The sequence below is a fragment of the Kribbella sp. NPDC050820 genome (assembly GCF_040653975.1).
GTDB lineage: Bacteria > Actinomycetota > Actinomycetes > Propionibacteriales > Kribbellaceae > Kribbella.
The window spans coordinates 18,304-36,002 of sequence record NZ_JBFAHB010000088.1 but is presented as its reverse complement, the minus strand read 5'-3'; the positions used below and the strand labels follow the sequence as shown (position 1 = coordinate 36,002).

21 protein-coding genes are annotated in these 17,699 nt (G+C 69.6%); 10 read left to right on the top strand and 11 right to left on the bottom strand.

Features of this window, described 5'->3' with window-relative positions; all coding sequences use genetic code 11:
- Nucleotides 1-336 precede the first annotated feature (336 nt).
- Nucleotides 337-1,521, bottom strand: a complete 1,185-nt coding sequence (locus AB0H36_RS42065; protein WP_360536654.1) for an MFS transporter — start codon at nucleotides 1,519-1,521, stop codon at nucleotides 337-339.
- Entirely contained in the window at nucleotides 1,518-2,174 is a 657-nt protein-coding gene (locus AB0H36_RS42060; protein WP_360536652.1) for an HAD-IA family hydrolase, read from the bottom strand. Before AB0H36_RS42060 ends, AB0H36_RS42065 begins: the two co-directional genes overlap by 4 nt.
- Nucleotides 2,175-2,221: 47 nt before the next feature.
- Here AB0H36_RS42060 and AB0H36_RS42055 point away from each other — a divergent pair, with 47 nt between their 5' ends.
- Nucleotides 2,222-3,373, top strand: a complete 1,152-nt coding sequence (locus tag AB0H36_RS42055) for an ROK family transcriptional regulator (RefSeq protein ID WP_360536650.1) — start codon at nucleotides 2,222-2,224, stop codon at nucleotides 3,371-3,373.
- Here the strand turns inward: AB0H36_RS42055 and AB0H36_RS42050 are convergent.
- The 3 genes from AB0H36_RS42050 to AB0H36_RS42040 are packed head-to-tail and all read right to left on the bottom strand — an operon-like array spanning nucleotide 3,351 to nucleotide 5,738.
- The gene (locus tag AB0H36_RS42050; RefSeq protein WP_360536648.1) at nucleotides 3,351-3,974 is read right to left on the bottom strand and encodes a DinB family protein; all 624 of its coding nucleotides are present in this window, start codon (nucleotides 3,972-3,974) and stop codon (nucleotides 3,351-3,353) included. The two genes, AB0H36_RS42055 and AB0H36_RS42050, sit on opposite strands and share 23 nt — an antisense overlap.
- Nucleotides 3,971-4,774 carry a bifunctional hydroxymethylpyrimidine kinase/phosphomethylpyrimidine kinase gene (gene thiD / locus AB0H36_RS42045; RefSeq protein WP_360536646.1) on the bottom strand — a complete coding sequence of 268 codons (804 nt, stop codon included), beginning with the start codon at nucleotides 4,772-4,774 and terminating at the stop codon, nucleotides 3,971-3,973. The genes AB0H36_RS42050 and thiD overlap by 4 nt, the downstream gene beginning before the upstream one ends.
- 1 nt (nucleotide 4,775) lies before the next feature.
- Nucleotides 4,776-5,738, bottom strand: a complete 963-nt coding sequence (locus AB0H36_RS42040) for a thiamine-phosphate kinase (RefSeq protein WP_360536644.1) — start codon at nucleotides 5,736-5,738, stop codon at nucleotides 4,776-4,778.
- A gap of 140 nt (nucleotides 5,739-5,878) precedes the next feature.
- Between AB0H36_RS42040 and AB0H36_RS42035 the strand changes: the two genes are divergently transcribed.
- The 4 genes from AB0H36_RS42035 (at nucleotide 5,879) to AB0H36_RS42020 (ending at nucleotide 8,341) form a co-directional block, all read left to right on the top strand.
- Nucleotides 5,879-6,112 (top strand): Lrp/AsnC ligand binding domain-containing protein, encoded by a 234-nt coding sequence (locus AB0H36_RS42035; RefSeq protein ID WP_040455366.1) that lies wholly within the window; start codon nucleotides 5,879-5,881, stop codon nucleotides 6,110-6,112.
- 28 nt (nucleotides 6,113-6,140) lie between these two features.
- Nucleotides 6,141-6,596, top strand: coding sequence for a DUF3515 domain-containing protein (locus AB0H36_RS42030; protein ID WP_360536642.1), 456 nt, complete (start codon nucleotides 6,141-6,143; stop codon nucleotides 6,594-6,596).
- Nucleotides 6,597-6,715: 119 nt separating this feature from the next.
- Nucleotides 6,716-7,132: a YciI family protein gene (locus AB0H36_RS42025; RefSeq protein ID WP_360536640.1), complete on the top strand. Its 417-nt coding sequence runs from the start codon at nucleotides 6,716-6,718 to the stop codon at nucleotides 7,130-7,132.
- Between the two features lie 6 nt (nucleotides 7,133-7,138).
- Nucleotides 7,139-8,341 (top strand): sigma-70 family RNA polymerase sigma factor, encoded by a 1,203-nt coding sequence (locus tag AB0H36_RS42020; protein ID WP_360536638.1) that lies wholly within the window; start codon nucleotides 7,139-7,141, stop codon nucleotides 8,339-8,341.
- Between the two features lie 14 nt (nucleotides 8,342-8,355).
- On the opposite strand, the gene AB0H36_RS42015 is transcribed toward AB0H36_RS42020, so the two are convergent.
- Together AB0H36_RS42015 and AB0H36_RS42010 are read right to left on the bottom strand one after the other, a co-directional pair.
- Entirely contained in the window at nucleotides 8,356-9,486 is a 1,131-nt protein-coding gene (locus tag AB0H36_RS42015) for a D-alanine--D-alanine ligase family protein (RefSeq protein WP_360536636.1), read from the bottom strand.
- 101 nt (nucleotides 9,487-9,587) lie between these two features.
- Nucleotides 9,588-9,710: a hypothetical protein gene (locus AB0H36_RS42010; protein WP_360536634.1), complete on the bottom strand. Its 123-nt coding sequence runs from the start codon at nucleotides 9,708-9,710 to the stop codon at nucleotides 9,588-9,590.
- A 158-nt stretch (nucleotides 9,711-9,868) separates the two neighbouring features.
- Between AB0H36_RS42010 and AB0H36_RS42005 the strand changes: the two genes are divergently transcribed.
- Both AB0H36_RS42005 and AB0H36_RS42000 read left to right on the top strand, forming a co-directional pair.
- Complete coding sequence (locus AB0H36_RS42005; protein WP_360536632.1) at nucleotides 9,869-10,483, top strand: TetR/AcrR family transcriptional regulator; 615 nt, start codon at nucleotides 9,869-9,871, stop codon at nucleotides 10,481-10,483.
- A gap of 78 nt (nucleotides 10,484-10,561) precedes the next feature.
- Nucleotides 10,562-11,674, top strand: coding sequence for an aminotransferase class I/II-fold pyridoxal phosphate-dependent enzyme (locus AB0H36_RS42000; RefSeq protein WP_360536630.1), 1,113 nt, complete (start codon nucleotides 10,562-10,564; stop codon nucleotides 11,672-11,674).
- Here AB0H36_RS42000 and AB0H36_RS41995 read toward each other — a convergent pair.
- Both AB0H36_RS41995 and AB0H36_RS41990 read right to left on the bottom strand, forming a co-directional pair.
- The gene (locus AB0H36_RS41995; RefSeq protein ID WP_360536628.1) at nucleotides 11,658-12,824 is read right to left on the bottom strand and encodes an MFS transporter; all 1,167 of its coding nucleotides are present in this window, start codon (nucleotides 12,822-12,824) and stop codon (nucleotides 11,658-11,660) included. The two genes, AB0H36_RS42000 and AB0H36_RS41995, sit on opposite strands and share 17 nt — an antisense overlap.
- Complete coding sequence (locus tag AB0H36_RS41990) at nucleotides 12,821-13,558, bottom strand: DeoR/GlpR family DNA-binding transcription regulator (protein ID WP_360536626.1); 738 nt, start codon at nucleotides 13,556-13,558, stop codon at nucleotides 12,821-12,823. The genes AB0H36_RS41995 and AB0H36_RS41990 overlap by 4 nt, the downstream gene beginning before the upstream one ends.
- A gap of 76 nt (nucleotides 13,559-13,634) precedes the next feature.
- Between AB0H36_RS41990 and AB0H36_RS41985 the strand changes: the two genes are divergently transcribed.
- Together AB0H36_RS41985 and AB0H36_RS41980 are read left to right on the top strand one after the other, a co-directional pair.
- Nucleotides 13,635-14,789, top strand: coding sequence for an MFS transporter (locus AB0H36_RS41985; protein ID WP_360536624.1), 1,155 nt, complete (start codon nucleotides 13,635-13,637; stop codon nucleotides 14,787-14,789).
- Between the two features lie 102 nt (nucleotides 14,790-14,891).
- Complete coding sequence (locus AB0H36_RS41980; protein WP_360536622.1) at nucleotides 14,892-16,286, top strand: MFS transporter; 1,395 nt, start codon at nucleotides 14,892-14,894, stop codon at nucleotides 16,284-16,286.
- On the opposite strand, the gene AB0H36_RS41975 is transcribed toward AB0H36_RS41980, so the two are convergent.
- Nucleotides 16,212-16,463: a hypothetical protein gene (locus tag AB0H36_RS41975; RefSeq protein WP_360536620.1), complete on the bottom strand. Its 252-nt coding sequence runs from the start codon at nucleotides 16,461-16,463 to the stop codon at nucleotides 16,212-16,214. The two genes, AB0H36_RS41980 and AB0H36_RS41975, sit on opposite strands and share 75 nt — an antisense overlap.
- 48 nt (nucleotides 16,464-16,511) lie before the next feature.
- Between AB0H36_RS41975 and AB0H36_RS41970 the strand changes: the two genes are divergently transcribed.
- A complete protein-coding gene (locus tag AB0H36_RS41970; protein ID WP_360536618.1) occupies nucleotides 16,512-17,243 on the top strand; it encodes a MerR family transcriptional regulator in 732 nt (243 codons plus the stop codon).
- Here the strand turns inward: AB0H36_RS41970 and AB0H36_RS41965 are convergent.
- A complete protein-coding gene (locus AB0H36_RS41965) occupies nucleotides 17,233-17,685 on the bottom strand; it encodes a helix-turn-helix domain-containing protein (protein WP_360536616.1) in 453 nt (150 codons plus the stop codon). The two genes, AB0H36_RS41970 and AB0H36_RS41965, sit on opposite strands and share 11 nt — an antisense overlap.
- Nucleotides 17,686-17,699: the final 14 nt, after the last annotated feature.

The following is a 17,699-nucleotide window of genomic DNA, read 5'->3' as shown; positions in this document are numbered from 1 at the left end:
GCGGACGCGGCGGGTCGACGCGGCGCGGCGGACGCGGCGGGGCGGGTCGGCCGGACGGGACAGGGCGCGGGCGGGGCGGACGGTACCGCGGGAAGCAGGCGCGGACAGGGCGGACGGGACCGCAGTAACCACGGGCGGACGGGGCCGCGGTAAGCAGGCGCGGGCGGGGGTGGGCGGGGCAGCAACAAGCAGGCGCGGGCAGGGCGGACGGTACCGCGGGAAGCAGGCGCGGACAGGGCGGACGGGGCCGCGGTAAGCAGGCGCGGGCGGGGCAGGCGGGGCCGCGCTGGGCGGGCGCGGGCTGGGGCGCCCTGGCCGGTTTGCTGTGGGTAGTGGTTAGTCGGTTCGGGTGGGTAGGCCGTCGATCGACGGGGGCTGGTGCGATAGGGCGAGGGCCTCTGGCAGGGTGGCGCGTTTGGGCCTGCGGCGGGGTGTGCGCGGGCTGAGTGCGATCAGGAGGACTAGCAGGGGCAGGGCGATCAGGTAGGCGGTCTGGAGGGGGACGGCGCGAGCCATGAGGGCGAGGGTGGCGGGGGTGATGAGGATGGCGGTGCCGGAGGCTAGGGCGCCGATGGCGGATAGGCGGGTGGGGTTGGGGCCTGGGATGGCGACCAGGGCGGCGAGCGTGACTGGGTAGAGCGGGGCTACGCCGGTGCCGGCCAGGACCAGGCCGAGGGTGACTGCGGCGGGGCTGTCGAAGAGGCTGACGAGCAGCGTGCCGACGATCGCGAGCAGGCCGCCGGGTACGACGGGAGACAGGCCGCGCACGTGGATCGGGCCGATCGCGCGCCCGACCGCCATGCCTATCGGGAACGCACTACCCAGCAGTGCGGCCGTTGCCATCGGCAAGCCCGTAGCAGCCAGCCGCGCGACCGCCCACACCACGAAGCAGAACTCCACTCCAACGGCCAGCACAACCCGCAGCCACCCCAGCGCAACCGCCGCAGCCGCAGTGCCGCTCGATTCACGAGCCGGCGCAGCAGGGCGCGAGTCAACAGGCCCCTTCAGTACGGCGAGAGCGACAAGCGGCGGTACGGCGGCCAGCAGCGCCAACCGACCCGTCGGGCCAACGGAGTCAACTGCACCGATCGCCAGCGGTGCCAGAATCCCGGTCGCACTGGCGACCGCATTCACCCGACTCAATCGCGACGCAGCCGTAGGACCGTGCAACACCAGTGGAGCAACGAGAACGAGCAGCGCCCCACCAAGTCCGATGCACAGCCCGCCTGCGACCGCCACGCCGTACGCAGGCGCTAGTGCCAGCAGCACAGCTCCGGCCGCGCACACCAGCGACCCAAGGCGCAGCACAGTGATCAGCGCCCAGGACCGCAACAGCATCGGGCCCACCACAGCGACCACAACGAGTCCCACTGCGAACGCCGACGACAGCAAGGCGAGCCGACCGGTGGACTCGCTCAGGTCCCGTGCGAGCAGAGCGACGCAGGCACCCAGCCCGGCCAGCAGGTACCCCATGGACGAGAGCCCGACCCCGATCCGGATCTCGTCTGCCCGCCCGGTCATCCGGCAGTCAGGTCGTCAGACCTCGTGCCCTCCGTCCGGGCCGTGGTGAGCATGTCAGCAAGCTGGTGTAGGTCGGTGAGCCGGAAGTCAGCGTCCAGCCCCTTCAGGCCGGCAGTCACGGCCCCAGCCGCACGCCCAGCCTCCAGACCGACCGTCGCGTCCTCCACGACCAAGCACTGCTCCGGCGGTACGCCGAGGAGCTCAGCAGCATGCAGATACCCCTCAGGGTCCGGCTTGCCCCGGCTGATGTCCTCGACGGTCACCAGCACGGGCGGTGAGATGCCGGCCGCAGTCAGGCGTACCTTCGCCGGCCGGTCGTCCGCACTCGTCACGACAGCCCACGGCAGGCCGAGCCGGTCCAACACACCGAGCACCTGGAAGGCACCCGGAGTCGCGGTCACATCGGACAGGTCGTCGTACTGGAGCTCCAGCTGCCTGGCCGCGGCTGCCGTCTGCTCGGCCGCTGAGAGGTCCGGGCGGGTGCGTGCGACGGTCGAGTCCGCCGGGCTGCCGTGAGCAGCAGGGAGTACGTCGGCCAGCGGTACGTCGTACTCCGCCGCCCAGACCGTCCACGCACGCTCCACGGCGGCGTCGGAGTCGACCAGCGTGCCGTCCATGTCGAACAGCACGGCGCGGATGTCGCGGATCCTCATCACCCCTCCATTAAACTCGTTCTCCGAGCATAAGGTAGAACCATGGCATGACGACAGGTGTCCGGCGGGGGCAGTGGCAGACCGCGGCCGACGTACTCGCGTGGGTGAGCCGCCGGCCCGGGATCACGCGGGCGGCGGTCGCGCGGGAGCTACGGCTGAGCACCAGCTCGGCGACTGAGGTCGCTGCGCGGTTGCGCGACGTGCAACTGCTCACCGAGGTCCCCGCGCCTAGTCAGGGACGCGGTCGGCCCACGACTGTCCTACGGGCGCACCCGCGCGGTCCTGTGGCGCTTGCGCTGGAGCTGCGGCAGGGCAGTTGGCGGAGCGCCGTGGTCGCACTGGACGGCTCGTTCCTGGAGCAGCAATCCAAGCGGCACCGCAGCCGGAGGCCGCAGGTGGTGCTCGGCAACCTGCAGAAGGCCGTGCAGCAAGTGCAGGAGCAGTACGGCGATCGCCTGCAAGTCGTCAGCCTGGCAGCAGCTGGCACGATCCGCGACAACCGCCTGATGCAGGCACCCACCCTCGGCTGGGCCGAAGTAGACCTGCAGACCGTCACAGGCCTCCCGCTGCTGGTCGGCAACGACGCAACGCTGAGCGGTGTCGCGGAGGCTCGCACCGGAGCCGCCGCCGGTGCGGGTACGGCGTTGCACCTCATCGTCGAGGTGGGAATCGGCGGCACGCTGCTGATCGACGGCGTACCGGCGCAAGGTGCGTCCGGGGCGGGTGGTGAGTACGGGCACATCCCGTTCGGTGAGCGTGGACGGCAGTGTCCGTGCGGTGCGCGCGGCTGCTGGGATCTGGAGATCGACGGCCGGGCACTGGCGCGGCACCTGAAGGAGCCGGAGCCGGCCGACCCGTACGGCTACACAGAGGCCGTGCTACGCCGTACGGACCGTGCTACGAGCCGTGCGGTCGCCAGAGTGGTGACTGCACTCGCCACAGGCATAGCCGGTCTGGTCAACGCACACGACCCGGAAGTGGTCACGGTGGGCGGTTTGGCGATCCCACTCCGAGCCGCCGCTGTGTCCACGTTCGAGCAGGCCTATCTAGGCGGGCTGATGACCTTCCACCGGGCCGCTCCCCCGCCGGTCCTGCCAGCCGAGTACCAGAGCGACGGTCCGCTGCGTGGTGCCGCAGCGCTGGCCCTCGACCACCTGACGACGGAGCCGTCGATCGCTAGCTGGGCTGATCGACGCTGACCTCGTCAGCCTCTTCGGCGCTGATCTCCTCAGCCGGCGCCTTGGGCACGATAGGCGGCTCCACCTTCGCCAGGATCGTGGTGATGTCGTGGCGGTGGTGCTGGATCTCGTGCGCGGTGTGACGGATGATCCAGCCCAGCGTCCGCGGCGCCCGCACCGGGTAGTTGTAGAGGCCGAGCTTGCCCAACTGCGGCGGCGTAAGCACCCGTGCAGCAGCACCGAACTCGCGAGCGAACCGCACCAGGGCGGCAGCGACCTCCATCGGGTCCTGGTCCTCGTACTTGGCCTGCTTCACCCGACCAGTCCGGTCCATCGGCGCGTACACCGGCCGGTCCTCGGCCAGGCACTGCGCGATCCGCAGCCGCTGCACCTCCAGTACGTCGCGCACGTGGCACGCGTACTCGATCGCCGACCACACCTCAGGCTCCGGGCGCAGCCGTACGACGTCCGGGTCCGGACCGGCGGCCGCCTTCGTCAGCGCCATGCTGCAGTCGGCCGCCTGCCGGATCAGCAACGTCACTGTGCCCTGCAGGTCACCTGTGTCGTAGTTGAACCCGCACTGCTCGCAGTACCCGTCCACTGGCGGCTGCTGCTTGCTCAACTGCTGCTCCCTCGAAATCGCCAGGCATGGTCGACCGGACCGATTCCACCACCGAGCGCGAACCCGGCCGCGATCGCCCCGGTCACGTACTCCTTCGCCGCACCCACTGCGCCGGGTACGTCGTACCCACGCGCGAGGTACGACGCGATCGCGCTGGCCAACGTGCAGCCGGTGCCATGCGTGTGCCTGTTGTCCGCGCGTACGGCGCTGTAGGCCCGGCGCACCCCATCACCGTGCAGCACGTCGACAGACGCCGTACCGGGGTCGTGGCCGCCCTTGACGAGCACCCAGTCGGCGCCGGCGTCCAGCAGCAGCTTCGCGGCGAGCTCGCGGTCCTCCACGGTCTCCAGCTCCATGCCGGCGACCGGTCCGAGCTCGGTGAGGTTCGGTGTCAGGACGGTTGCCAGCGGCACGATCTCCGACCGTACGGCGTCCATCGCATCAGCAGCCAGCAACGCATCGCCGTGCTTCGACACCGACACGGGGTCCACCACTACGGGCACGGACGGCGGCAGCGTGCGCAGCAGGTCAGCGACCACCCGGACCATCGACGCGGAGGCCAGCATGCCGGTCTTGACCGCGTCGACACCGATGTCGTCCACCACACTGCGGAACTGCGCCCGGACTTGTTCCTCCGGCAGCTCCCACGCACCCTGCACGCCGAGGCTGTTCTGCGCGGTGATCGCGGTCAGCACACTCATCCCGTGCACACCGTTGGCCAGCATCGCCTTGAGGTCGGCCTGGATCCCGGCGCCGCCGCCGGAGTCGGAGCCCGCGATCGTCAGCACTCTGGGCAGCATCTCAACTCCTGAAGTGAGCGTGACCGGACTCGGCGGCGTACGCCGCTCCGTCCACGGTCACGGTTCCGGCCGGGCGGTCCTCGTTGCCTTCCGCAACCGAGCCGATGACGGTCCAGCCCTCGGGCACGTCGGCGGGCTCGAAGGTACCGACCAGCGCATGGTCTTCACCGCCGGTCAGGACGAACTTGAGCGCGTCCACACCAGTCGCGGCGGCCACTGCCTGCAGCGGCTCGGGCACAGTCAACGCCTGCGAGTGCACGTCGATCGCCACCTGGCTCGCCACGGCTATGTGGCCCAAGTCGGCCAGCAGTCCGTCGCTGACGTCACACAGCGACGACGCACCGGACTGAGCGGCCCTAGGTCCTTCGGCGTACGGCGGTTGCGGTCGGCGATGCGCCTCGACGACGGCTCGTGGTGAGCGGAAGCCGCGCGCCAGCACCGCCCAGCCTGCTTCGGCCCAGCCCAGCCGCCCGACGTAGGCGACCTCATCACCCGGGCGCGCGCCAGAGCGCAGCACCGGCGGACGGCCGTCCAGCGAACCGAATGCGGTCACCGAGACGACGATCTTGTCCGACTGCACGGTGTCGCCGCCGACGATGCTCACGTCGACCAGCTCCGCCTCGTCGACCAGGCCCTGGTTGAGCTCCAGCGCCCATGCGGTCGGCAGGTCCGCGGGCGCACCGAACCCGACCACGAGCGACGTCGGTCTGGCGCCCATGGCCATGATGTCGGCCAGGTTCTGCGCGGCTGCCTTGCGGCCCACGTCGTACGCCGACGACCAGTCCTGGCGGAAGTGCCGGCCCTCCACCAGCAGGTCGGTCGTGATCACCATCCGGCCGTCCGGCACCGCCACCACGGCCGCGTCGTCGCCGGGCCCGACCAGGACGTCCTCACCTGTGGACAGCCCTTTGGTGACGGCCGCGATCAGGCCGAACTCACCTGTGCTCCCCAACGTCTCTGTCACGTCAGCAGACCTCCCATATCGCCAACCGGAGTCTAGGCGGTACCGTGACCGGGCAACGAAGAGTACGCCCGGCCGTCTCGCAGTACCCCTGCGGAGCACGGCCGGTGCCCGCTGAGGACGACTGAGTGGAGAACGACGTGGTGGTCCAGGCCTACATCCTGATCCAGACCGAGGTCGGCAAGGCTGCCGACGTCGCGGCACAGATCGCCGAGGTCCAGGGCGTCACCCTGGCCGAGGACGTCACCGGCCCGTACGACGTGATCGTGCGCGCCGAAGCCCGCAACGTCGACGAGCTCGGCAAGCTGGTGGTTGCCAAGGTCCAGAACGTGCCCGGCATCACCCGCACCCTGACCTGCCCCGTCGTCCACATCTGAGCGCCACGGGGTCCCGCCCGTCTTTCGCATGCCCAAAGTCCTGCTCGCTGCACTCGGCCTGATCCTGCTGGCCGGGTGCAGTCCGGGTCCCGCACCCGTCGCCGTACCGTCTGCCGCTCCCGAGGTCGCAGCCGCCTGTGAGCCGCTGGTGAAGGCGCTGCCGGAGAAGGTGCTGGACGCGCCGCGGCGCAAGACCGAGCCTGCCAGTCCGCTGACCACCGCGTACGGCGATCCGCCGATCGAGGTGACCTGTGGCGTGAACCCGCCGGCCGGGATGGCCGAGGCGCAGTCGCAGTGCTTCGAGGTCAACGGCGTTGGCTGGTTCGCGAAGGAAGTCGGGAACGGTTTCATCTTCACCACCATCGGCCGCCAGCTTTACCTCGAGGTCGCGGTCCCGTCGAAGTACGCCCCGGAAGCGAACGCCCTGACCGACGTCTCCGACGCTGTCCACAGGTACAACAAACTCGTTACTCCCTGCACCTGACAACTGCATACTCCCGTCGAGACCGAAAATGTTCGTCGACGGTGTCCGGTTCGATCCGGCGGGGGCGACGTACCAGGCGAGCGGCGCCGCGGTGGCGCCCTGGACGACGGGAGATTGCGATGAAGTACATGATCCTCACCTACGCGTCGCAGCAGGACTACGACGGGATGGCGGGCAAGGACACCGGGAAGCCGGCCTGGAGCGCGGAGGACTTCGCGGCGATGGGCGCCTTCATGGAGAAGTTCAACAACGACCTGATCGAGTCCGGCGAGCTGGTCGAGACGCGCGGGCTCGCGGCGCCGGTGCACACCCGGCGGCTGGGTTCGAAGGACGGCGCCGCGGTCGTCACCGACGGGCCGTACGCCGAGACCCAGGAGGTGCTCGCCGGGTACTGGATCGTCGAGTGCGAGTCGTTCGACCGGGCGACCGAGATCGCGGCCCGGCTCGGCGACACCCCGGCGCCGGAGTTCGTCCGGGCGACCGCGTACGCCGACATCCGGCCGATCATCGAGGGCCGCGGCGAGATCGCGGACTGATCGATCATGGCCGTGGCTCTAGAGGATCTGCTCCGCGAGCTCACTCCGCAGGTGCTCGGAGCGCTCGTGCGGCGGTTCGGGCACTTCGACACCGCGGAGGACGCGGTGCAGGAGGCCTTGCTGGCCGCGGCGCAGCAGTGGCCGGTGGACGGGGTCCCGGACAGTCCTCGGGGCTGGTTGATCACGGTTGCTTCGCGCCGGCTGACGGATCTACTTCGCCGTGAGCAGGCCCGTCAGCGGCGCGAGGACCGGGTAGCGCAGTGGGCGACCGGTCCCAGTGAGCCGGTGGCGGACACCGACGACACACTGGTCCTGCTGTTCATGTGTTGCCATCCGTCGTTGTCGCCGGCTTCGCAGATCGCGCTGACACTCCGGGCGGTCGGCGGTCTCACGACAACGGAGATCGCGCGGGCGTTCCTGGTGCCGGAGGCGACGATAACGCGGCGGATCAGCCGGGCCAAGGCGAGCGTGAAGGACAGTGGCGCCCGGTTCGCCCTGCCGGCGGACCGGGACGAGCGGCTGGGCGCGGTGTTGAAGGTCGTGTACCTGATCTTCAACGAGGGCTACTCGAGTACGACGGGGCCGAGCCTGCAGCGGGTGGAGTTGGCGGCGGAGGGGATCCGGTTGGCGCGGATGCTGCATCGACTGCTGCCTGACGACGGCGAGGTCGCGGGATTGCTGGCGCTGATGCTGCTGACCGACGCCCGACGACCGGCCCGGACCAGTCCGCTCGGCGAGCTGGTCCCGATGGACGAGCAGGACCGATCGCTGTGGATACCGGAGCTGATTCAGGAAGGAGTCGAGTTGATCACCGCAACGCTGCCCCGTGGACCTGTCGGGCCCTATCAGCTCCAGGCCGCGATCGCCGCCGTACACGACGAGGCGCCGACTGCGGCGGAGACCGACTGGGCGCAGATCGTGGCGCTGTACGACGTGCTGCTGCAACAGGTCGACAACCCGATGGTCGCGCTGAACCAGGTGGTCGCGGTCGCGATGGCTCAGGGGCCTGACGCCGGCCTCAAACTATTGGCGACGATCGAGACCGACGACCGCCTCAGCGCAGACCACCGCCTACCGGCAGTCCGCGCCCACCTCCTGGAAATGTCCGGCGACGTGGAGGGGGCGCGGGCCGCGTACGAAGAAGCCGCCAGCCAAACCACCAGCCTGCCCCAGCAGCGCTACCTCCGCGCCCGTGCGAGACGGCTATGAGCAGCGCACAGGGGTTAGCGGAGGCCGGTGGGACGGGTGGTGGCCAGGGTCAGGAGGCGGTCGACCAGCGCGGGGTAGTCGACGCCGGTGGCGGCCCAGAGGCGAGGGAACATGCTCGTGGGCGTGAAGCCGGGCATGGTGTTGATCTCGTTGATGACGACCCGACCGTCTGCGTCGAGGAAGAAGTCGACACGGGCCAGCCCCTCGCCCTCGATCGCGTCGAAGGCGGTCAGGGCCTTGGCGCGGATCTCGGCGGCGATCTCCTCGGGGAGGTCGGCGGGAACCGACAGGGCGGTGTACTCCTCCCCCTCGGGCAGGTACTTGGTCTCGAAGTCGTAGAAGTCGTGCCCGCCACCGGACACCGCGATCTCACCGCAGACGCTGGCCTCGGCCGGGCCGCCGTCCAGGCCGCCGAGCACGCCGACCTCGATCTCGCGCGGGTCCTTCGCGGACGCCTCGACGATCACCTTCGGGTCGTGCGCCCGCGCCTCGGCGACGGCGTCGTCGAGCTCGGCGAGGCTGTTGACCTTGCTGATCCCCAGGCTCGACCCACCGCGGCACGGCTTCACGAACACCGGGTAGCCGAGCGCGTCGACCGCAGTCCGGCAGGCCTCCGGATCGCGGGTCCAGTCGCGGTCGCGGATGACGACGTACGGCGTGACCTCGAGGCCGGCTGCCTGGAAGACGACCTTCATGAAGTGCTTGTCCATGCCGACCGCGCTGGACAGGACGCCGGAGCCGACGTACCGGATGTCCGACATCTCGAGCAGGCCCTGGATGGTGCCGTCCTCACCCCACGGGCCGTGCAGCAGCGGGAAGACCACGTCGACCTCGCCGAGCGTGTTCGGGACCTGGCCCGGTTCGCTGACCACGAGCTCGCGGTTCGCGCCGAACAGCACCGGCATCGCTGTCACGTCGACCTCCGGGAGCTTGCCGTCGGTGATCGACAGCCGCTCCGGGTCGCCGCTCTCCAGCACCCAGTGGCCGCTGGTGCTGATGCCGACCGGTACCACGTCGTACTTGTCCCGGTCGATCGCCTGCAGCACGTTGGCCGCGGTCACGCAGGAGATGGCGTGCTCGCTCGACCGGCCGCCGAAGACCACGGCGACACGGGGCTTTCGTTGTTCCCTCGAGTACTCACTCACCGGCTCGACTGTAGCGGCCTCGCGATCAGGTTCCGACCTGGGTTCGGTAAAGAGCTCTTCAGATCTCGATCCGTAGTGGCGCACAGACCGTGGCCGTCCGGTCACTCCCAGGTGACGGGCAGGTCGGTCACGCCGTACACGAGGGTGTTGTCCTTGAAGCGGATCTCCTCGAACGGGACGGCCAGCCGCAGGGTCGGAATCCGGGTGTACAGCCGGATGAACACCTCCTGCAGCTTGACTCGGGGTCGAACGGGCAGCCGGACGGGCGCGTCATCGGGAAGGTCATCGGGGCGATCCCTTCAGCCAGATTTTGGTAGTGAATACCATATGGCAGAAGCATCCATGACACGCCGGAACCGGTACTCTGCCCGCGGAGGTGGAGATGGGACTGCGCGAACTCAAGCGGGAGCGGACCCGCCGGCTGATCGCGGACAAGGCGTTCGAGCTGTTCACCGACCACGGCTTCGGCCGGACCACGGTGGAACAGATCGCCGCGGCCGCCGAGGTCGGACCGAGCACGCTGTACCGGTACTTCCCGACCAAGGAGACACTCGTCCTGGAGTTCGTCGAGGACTGCCTGCTGGGCGCGGTCGCGTGGTTCCGCGAGCAGCCCGAGGTGGACCTGCCGGACGGCCTGCAGTCGGTGATCGAGCGGGTGCTCGAGCAGCTCGAAAGCAACCCGGACCGGGTGCGGGCAGTGTTCGACCTGGCCGCGCAGACGGCGTCGGTGAGCGCTCACCTGAACGAGATGATCTGGCGCTTCCGCAACGAGCTGACCGACGAGCTGGTACGGCGCCTGCCCGGCGACGATCCGCAATCCGTCGAGTTCACGGCCGCGCTGTCGGCCGGCATCGCGATGAACATCATCGAGACAGTCGTCCGGCTGTGGGTGGAGAACCCGGGCACCACCGAGGTGAAGCCGCTGGCCCGCCGGGCCATGAAGCTTCTTCGAGGTGGCGGCATCCCCCTTCCGGCGGTGAACGTCTCCGGCAGCTGACCTTCGGCGCCGGCGGAATCGGGCTCTGGGGTGGGGGCCGCTCGACTCGGGGTGCGGTCGTGTCGGGAGAATTCCGGTATGAGCTCTGATCTCGATCCGTCCACTGTTGTGGTGCATGCCGGCCGACCTGAGCGGGTGCCGAACGCACCGGTGAATCAGTCGCCGGTGTTCAGTTCTACGTATGTGGCTGGTGGAGACCGGGGGTATGGGCGGTTCGGGAACGACTCGTGGGTCGCGCTCGAGGAGACGCTGGGTGAGCTCGAGGGCGGTCGGGGGCTGACGTTTGCGTCCGGGATGGCGGCGGTGGCGGCGATCGTCGACCTGGTGCCCGTCGGCGGGAAGGTGGTGGCGCCGCAGCACGCGTACTCCGGCGTACTCGCGTTGCTCGACCAGCAGGCGGCAACCAACCGCCTCACCGTCGAGCGGGTGAACGTCGCTGACACCGACGCCGTCATCGCGGCGACCGTCGGCGCGGACATGTTGTGGATCGAGTCGCCGACCAACCCGGCGATGGAGGTCGCCGACCTGCCCGCGCTCTCCGCAGCGGGACGCCGAGCCGGTGCGTCGGTCGTCGTCGACAACACGTTTGCGACCCCGCTTCTCCAGCAGCCGCTGAAGTACGGCGCCGACGTCGTGATGCACTCGGCAACGAAGTTCATCGCCGGCCACTCCGACGTCGTCCTCGGCGCGGTCGTCACCGCCGACGACGACCTCTGGAACGCGATCGAGCTCCGCAGACGCAGCCTCGGGGCGATCCCCGGACCGATGGAGGCCTGGCTAGCCCTCAGGGGCCTGCGAACGCTCGCCCTGAGACTGGAGCGCGCCCAGTCCAACGCAGCCTTCCTGGCCGAGCGACTGCGAGAGCACCCGCGCGTCAGCCGCGTGCGATACCCGGGCCTGCCGGATGACCCGGGTCACGCCAGAGCCGCCGCCCAGATGTCCGGCTTCGGCGCGATCCTGTCGTTCGAGCTCGGCGGCGAAGCCGAGGGCGCTCAACGGGTCTGCGAGAGTACGGCGCTCTGGGTGCACGCGACCAGCCTCGGTGGCGTCGAGTCGATGCTCGAGCGTCGTCGCCGCTGGCCGATCGAGGTGCCGACGATCCCGGACGACCTGATCCGGCTGGCCGTCGGGATCGAGCACCCGGACGACCTGTGGGCCGATCTCGAGCAGGCCCTCAAGACCTTGACTTGAGCACCGGCGCGCCGAAGAACGTCAGCACGCACAGCACCACCGGCAGGATGAACGCGATGTTCAGCGGCATCCAGTGCGCGAGTCCGCCGATCAACGCCGGCCCGGCGAGCAGGCCGACGTACCCGAGTCCGACGACACGTGCCATCAACGCACCGGACGCGCGCGGGTCGAGGTTGCCGGCGGCGGTGAAGAGTTGCGGCACACCACCGGCCAGGCCGAGGCCGAACAACGCCCAGCCGAAGAGCCCGACCGGCACCCAAGGTACGACGATCACGATGGTGAGCCCTATCGCCGCCATCGCGGCGCCATAGCGGACGATGGCCGCCGGGCCGACCACGGCCGCGACCCGGTCGGTGAGGAAGCGCCCGACTGTCATCGCGACGGCGAAGGCGCCGTACGCGTAGGCCGCCGTACTGACCGAGGTGTCGAGGACGTCGCGGAACTGGAGGGCGGCCCAGTCGTTGGCGACACCCTCCGCGAGCATCAGGCCGAAGGCGAGGCCGCCGAGCGCCCATACCAGCTTGGCCGGGGGTTTCGCGCGCTCCTCCTGCTCCTCGTGCTCTTCGGGCGTGGCCTCGAGCAGGAATCGGCTCACGACCAGCGACACGACGACACACAGGACGCCGGCCAGGCCGAGCGTGACCTTGGTCGGCACCTCGGCCCGCAGGGTGGCGGCCCCGATCAGCGCGGCGAAGGCCCCACCGATCGACCACATCGCGTGGAACGCAGCCATGATCGGGCGCGGGTAGCCGCGTTCGACGACCACGGCCTGGGCGTTCATCCCGACATCGATCGAGCCGTTGGCGAACCCGAGCGCCATCAACGCGAGGCCGAGGGTCCACCAGTTCTCGGCGAATCCGGGCCAGGGCAGGGCGAGGCCGAGCAGAACACCGGTGGCCGGGACCAGGCGGCGCTGGCCGAGACGGTCTGCGAGCGGTCCGGCGACCTGCATGCCGAGGAAGGCGGCGCCGCCCAGGGCGAGCAGCAGCAGCCCGAGCGTGCTGTGCGTGATCCCGGTGGCGTGCTCGATGCTGGGGATGTGGACAACCCACATGCCGACGGCGAAACCGTTGAGGCCGAAGTAGGTCCAGGTGGCGATGCGGGCGGCTCTTGGCGGTGCGGTCTGCGGACGCAGATCGGTAGCGGTCAAGAGGTCACCTCAACCAGAACTCCACGTTGGGCAAGCATCGTCCTCTGGTCCTCCGGGGCGGTCGGGTCGGTGATGATCAGGTCCGGCCGGTCGGCCGGGCACACGTACGCCAGCGCGGCGCGGTCCCACTTGGCGCCGTCGGCAAGCACCATCGTGCGGGTGGCGACCTCGAGCGCTGCCTGCTTGACCTCGGCGTCGCCGAGGTCGAAGGCGGTGAGCCCGGCGTCGAGGCTGAAGGCGCAAGGGCTGAGTACGGCGAGGTCGAACCGCAGCGCCCGGAGCGACGCAACGGTCAGCGGGCCGACCAGGGCCAGCTCGCCCTTGCGCGCCTCACCGCCGGGCATCAGCAGCCGGATCCGCGGCGCTTCGGCCAACTCGTTGGCGATGTGCAGCGACAGCGGCATCACAGTGATCGCGCGATCGTGCAGGAGCTTGGCCACCTCGAGCGCCGTCGTCCCGCTGTCGAGCACGATCGTCTCGCCGTCATGGATGTGCTCGACCGCGGCCGCGGCAATGGCCTGCTTGGCCGCGACAGCAGCCTGGGCGCGCAGCGAGTACGGCGGCTCGACGCCCGACGGCATCGCGGACACAGCTCCGCCGTGGACCCGCTTCAGCACGCCTTGAGCGGCCAGGAAGTCGAGGTCGCGACGGACCGTCATGTCGGATGCCTCGGTGGCGTCGACCAGTTCCTGGACCGTCACTCGGTCCACCCTGCGCAGTCGTTCTACGATCACTTGGTGCCGTTCTGCACTCCTCACGCGCAGAAAGCTACCATCCGGATGTTCGATCAAACAAAGTGAGTGTTTGCCTGTGGCTGACCTGGTCGCGCGGTCGAGGTATGCGGTGGCAGCCGTCTTCTGTGTGCACGGCGCGGTGACGGGATCTTTCGCGACCCGGGTGCCCTGGATCCAGGAACACTCCGGGGTCTCGGCCGGCCAACTCGGGCTCGCGCTCGCGTTCCCGGCGCTCGGCGCGGCGCTGATGATGCCGCTCGCCGCCCGCGTCAGCCACACCCTGGGCACCCGCAACGCCCTCCGCGTCCTGCTCGCGCTCTGGACGCTCGCACTCGTCCTGCCGTCGCTCGCCCCCAACCTGCCCACCCTGTGCGCGGCTTTGCTGGTGTACGGCGGCACAGCAGGCATGGCCGATGTCGCGATGAACGCGCTCGGCGTCGAGGTCGAGCACCGGCTCGACAGATCGATCATGTCCGGCCTGCACGGCATGTGGAGCGTCGGCGCACTGATCGGGTCGGCCGTCGGAACAGTCGCCGCCCACACCGGGATGAGCGCGCAACTCCATCACGCCCTGGCGGCCGCCGTCCTGACGGTCATCGGTCTTGTCGTGTGTCAGTTCGTGCTGAACCTGCATCCCGCGGACGACGAGGAGCCGCCGGCGAGGTTCGCCTTGCCGCCGCGGTCGGCGTTGCTGATCGGGGCGGTCGGGTTCTGCGCGGTCTTCGCGGAGGGCGCCAGCCTGGACTGGTCGGCCATCTACCTGCACGACGTCCTCGACAGTTCGGCGGGCGTGGCTGCTGCGGCGACCACGGGCTTCGCGTTGACGATGGCGATCGCCCGGATCAGCGGCGATGCGGTGATCGACCGGTACGGCGCCGTACGGACGGTGCGGTGGAGTGGCGTGATCGCGACGGCAGGCGGCGTCCTGGTCGTGGTGGCCCAGAACCCGGCGATGGCGATGGCCGGCTTCGGACTGATCGGGATCGGCATCGCGGTCGTCGTACCACTCGCCTTCGCCGCGGCGGGGCGTACCGGCGCCAACGCGAGCCACGCGATTGCGGGCGTCGCGACGATCACCTACGCCTCCGGACTGGTGGCGCCGTCGATCATCGGCGGGATCGCGCAGGCCAGCAGCCTGACGATCTCGTTCCTGGTGGTCACCGTGCTCGCGACCGGTCTCGCGATCTTCGCCCCGGTACTGCGCACGCGCAGCCGCTCCCGGGTGAGCTGACAACCTCACTCCCCCACAGACGGTCCAACCAGCTCCTTTGACGCAACCGAATGGCTGCTATAGAGTTGCAACCCAACGGTTGCTAAAGAGGTGGAGCGTCTCATGTTCAGTGCACGCCAACGCGTGGTCCTGCTGGTGCTGCTCGGCGCCGGGTTCATGCTGTCCGTCGACTTCTCGATCCTGAACGTCGCGTTGCCGCAGGCCGGTGCGGGCGTCGGGCTGGGGCCGGACGGGCTGGCGTGGATCACCTCGGCGTTCGCGCTGCCTGCGGCGGGGTTCGCCTTGCTGTTCGGGCGACTGGCGGACTACTTCGGCCGGCGGCGGCTGTTCCTGGCCGGCATGGTTCTGTTGGCCTGCGCGTCCGTGCTTGGCGGTCTGTCGACGAGCGCTGAGCAACTGTTGACCGCGCGAGTGCTGCAAGGCTTGGCGACCGCGATGGCCCTGCCCACGTCGTTGTCGTTGCTGACCACGACCTTCGACGGATCGAAGCGTGAGCGGGTGTTGGGTCTGCGGGGTGCGCTGCTGTCCGCGGGCTTCGCGGTCGGCGCTCTGGTCGGCGGTGCGCTGGTGAGCCTGCTGGGATGGCGGGCGGCGTTCTTCATCAACGTGCCGGTCGTGCTGACCGTTCTGGTGCTGGCGCCGTTCGTGATTGCGGAGAGCAAGGCGGCCGTGCGGACGCGTCTCGACGTACCTGGTGCGGTGACGGTGACCGGCGGTCTGCTGGCCGTGATCTACGCCGTGATCGAGCGAAGCCTTCCGACGGCGATCGTCGGTGTACTGCTCCTGGTGGCGTTCTGGCGGATCGAGCGGCGATCGGCCGCACCGCTGGTCCCGGTGCACATCCTGCGACGGCCGTCGGTGACGTGGGGCAACTTCGCGGGTCTGGTGGTCTGCTCGATGGAGCCTGCGATGATCTTCCTGACCACGCTCTACCTGCAGCAGACACTCGGCCTGTCACCGCTCGCGACAGGTCTGGTCTTCGGCATCCCCGGGGTGGCGTCGGTGTTCGCCGGAGTGGTTGCCGGACGCATCATCGGGCGCTTCGGCTACCGCACCGTCCTGACCGTGAGCATGGCCGTGCAGGGCCTGGCGACACTGCCGCTGGTGTTCCTCGGCACCGACCGGGTGATCGCGCTCGTGGTGCTGATTCCGGCGCTGTTCATCGGGTTCTACGGGCACGTGGCCGCGATCGTCGCCTACACGGTGACCGGTACGGCGGGTGTCGCAGACGAGGAGCAGGGCCTGGCGAGTGGTCTGACGTCGATGACCCAGGAGGTCGGCGGCACGGTCGGCACGCCGGTCCTCGCCGCCATCGCCGCGACGCAAGCCACCCACCTCGCGGGGACTCAGCTCGCGCTGGCGGTCGACGTCGTACTGACCCTCGCCTGCGTCGTACTCGTCTGGTTCGGCCTCCGCCCCCGCCTAGCCAAGGAGCCGGTCGAGCGCCTCGCCGGCCTCGCCGTACCCGGCGTCGGAGATCCGCTGAAGCTCCAGTAGGTCGTTGGCGGCGACCGCCCGACGCGTGAGGTGCTCCCCCGCCCGCTCACACCCCTCGTCCAGCAACTCGCTCAGCGCCTCGACGTCACCACGCTCGTCGGCCAGGTCCGCCAGCCGATCCATCGCCTTCTCGTTCCCCTCGTCAGCCAACGCCCGAAGAGTCTCCCAGTCCGTCATACCTCGATCCTTGAACATTGCCCCAGGGGCAAGGTCAACAATGACTGTGTGCTCACCATCGGACAGCTCGCCCGGTACGTCGGGGTGTCGACCAAGACCGTGCGCGTCTACCACGCCAAAGGCCTCCTCCCCGAGCCCGAACGCGATGCCTCCGGGTATCGCCGGTACGGCGCCCAAGCGGTCGTCGACCTGGTCCGGATCAGGACCTTGGCCGAGGCCGGCGTACCGCTCGCGCGGATCCGCGACCTCGACCAGACGGATCTCGGCGAGGCGCTGCAGCAGATCGACGCCGAGCTGACCGCGCGGATCCGGGGCCTGCGGGACACTCAGCGCCGACTGCGGAAATTGGCGGCCGGCGACATCCGGCTGCTGCCGATCGACGTGGAGAGCCACCTCCAGCAGCTCGAGAAGCGTGGATTCACCCGCCGCTGGGTCGAGTTGGAACGTGACCTGTGGATCGTCGTCTACGCGACGCACCCGGAGATCGCCGGCGACCTCTTCCGCGATCAAGCCGAAGCACTCACCGACCCGGCGCTCGAAGCGCTCTACCTCGCCTACGACCAGGCCCACGACCTCGACCCGGCCGACCCCGCGCTGCCCGAGCTCGCCGACCGCATCGTCGAGGCGACGGTCCAGCGCTACGACCCCGGCAACCTGCCTGGGCAATCGACGGGCACCGCCATCCCCCAACTCCTGCAGAGCACCGTCAACGCGTCATCGCCGGCGTGGCAGCGGCTCGACGGCCTCATCCGCCACCGGCTTCAGCAGCTCACCACATAGCGGCGGGGCCGGGGAGGATGTCGACGTCGTTCGCATGCATGGGCTTGTCGCAGTGAGTGCAGTGGAGGTCGACGTCGGCGATCTCGCCGCAGGCGTGATGGCGGTAGAGAACCGGCGGTCCGGCCTCGCCCGCCAGCCACTTGTCACCCCAGCCCTTCATGACCATGAGCAGGTCGACGAGCTCGGTGCCCTTCTCGGTCAGGTGGTACTCGTACCGCGGGCGGTTGTCGTACGGACGGCGCTCGAGCACGCCGTGGCCGACCAGGTGCTGGAGCCGCTCGGTGAGCACCTTGCGGGAGATCTTGAGGTCCGCCTGGAGCTCGTCGAACCGGCGCATCCCGACCCACACGTCGCGCAGGATGAGTGGCGACCACGGCTCCCCGATCACGTCGAGGGTGCGCGCGATCGAGCAGACCAGCTCACCGAAGTTCGTGCGTTGCATGCCATGAGCCTAAC

Bases quoted from the DNA above. Each gene is read 5' to 3' on its own strand.
- AB0H36_RS41980 (WP_360536622.1), top strand. From the start codon at position 14,892: ATGTTCAGTGCACGCCAACGCGTGGTCCTGCTGGTGCTGCTCGGCGCC.
- AB0H36_RS41965 (WP_360536616.1), bottom strand. From the start codon at position 17,685: ATGCAACGCACGAACTTCGGTGAGCTGGTCTGCTCGATCGCGCGCACC.
- AB0H36_RS41975 (WP_360536620.1), bottom strand. From the start codon at position 16,463: ATGACGGACTGGGAGACTCTTCGGGCGTTGGCTGACGAGGGGAACGAG.
- thiD (WP_360536646.1), bottom strand. From the start codon at position 4,774: ATGCTGCCCAGAGTGCTGACGATCGCGGGCTCCGACTCCGGCGGCGGC.
- AB0H36_RS42065 (WP_360536654.1), bottom strand. From the start codon at position 1,521: ATGACCGGGCGGGCAGACGAGATCCGGATCGGGGTCGGGCTCTCGTCC.
- AB0H36_RS42055 (WP_360536650.1), top strand. From the start codon at position 2,222: ATGACGACAGGTGTCCGGCGGGGGCAGTGGCAGACCGCGGCCGACGTA.
- AB0H36_RS42030 (WP_360536642.1), top strand. From the start codon at position 6,141: ATGCCCAAAGTCCTGCTCGCTGCACTCGGCCTGATCCTGCTGGCCGGG.
- AB0H36_RS42025 (WP_360536640.1), top strand. From the start codon at position 6,716: ATGAAGTACATGATCCTCACCTACGCGTCGCAGCAGGACTACGACGGG.
- AB0H36_RS42020 (WP_360536638.1), top strand. From the start codon at position 7,139: ATGGCCGTGGCTCTAGAGGATCTGCTCCGCGAGCTCACTCCGCAGGTG.
- AB0H36_RS42060 (WP_360536652.1), bottom strand. From the start codon at position 2,174: ATGAGGATCCGCGACATCCGCGCCGTGCTGTTCGACATGGACGGCACG.
- AB0H36_RS42005 (WP_360536632.1), top strand. From the start codon at position 9,869: ATGGGACTGCGCGAACTCAAGCGGGAGCGGACCCGCCGGCTGATCGCG.
- AB0H36_RS42000 (WP_360536630.1), top strand. From the start codon at position 10,562: ATGAGCTCTGATCTCGATCCGTCCACTGTTGTGGTGCATGCCGGCCGA.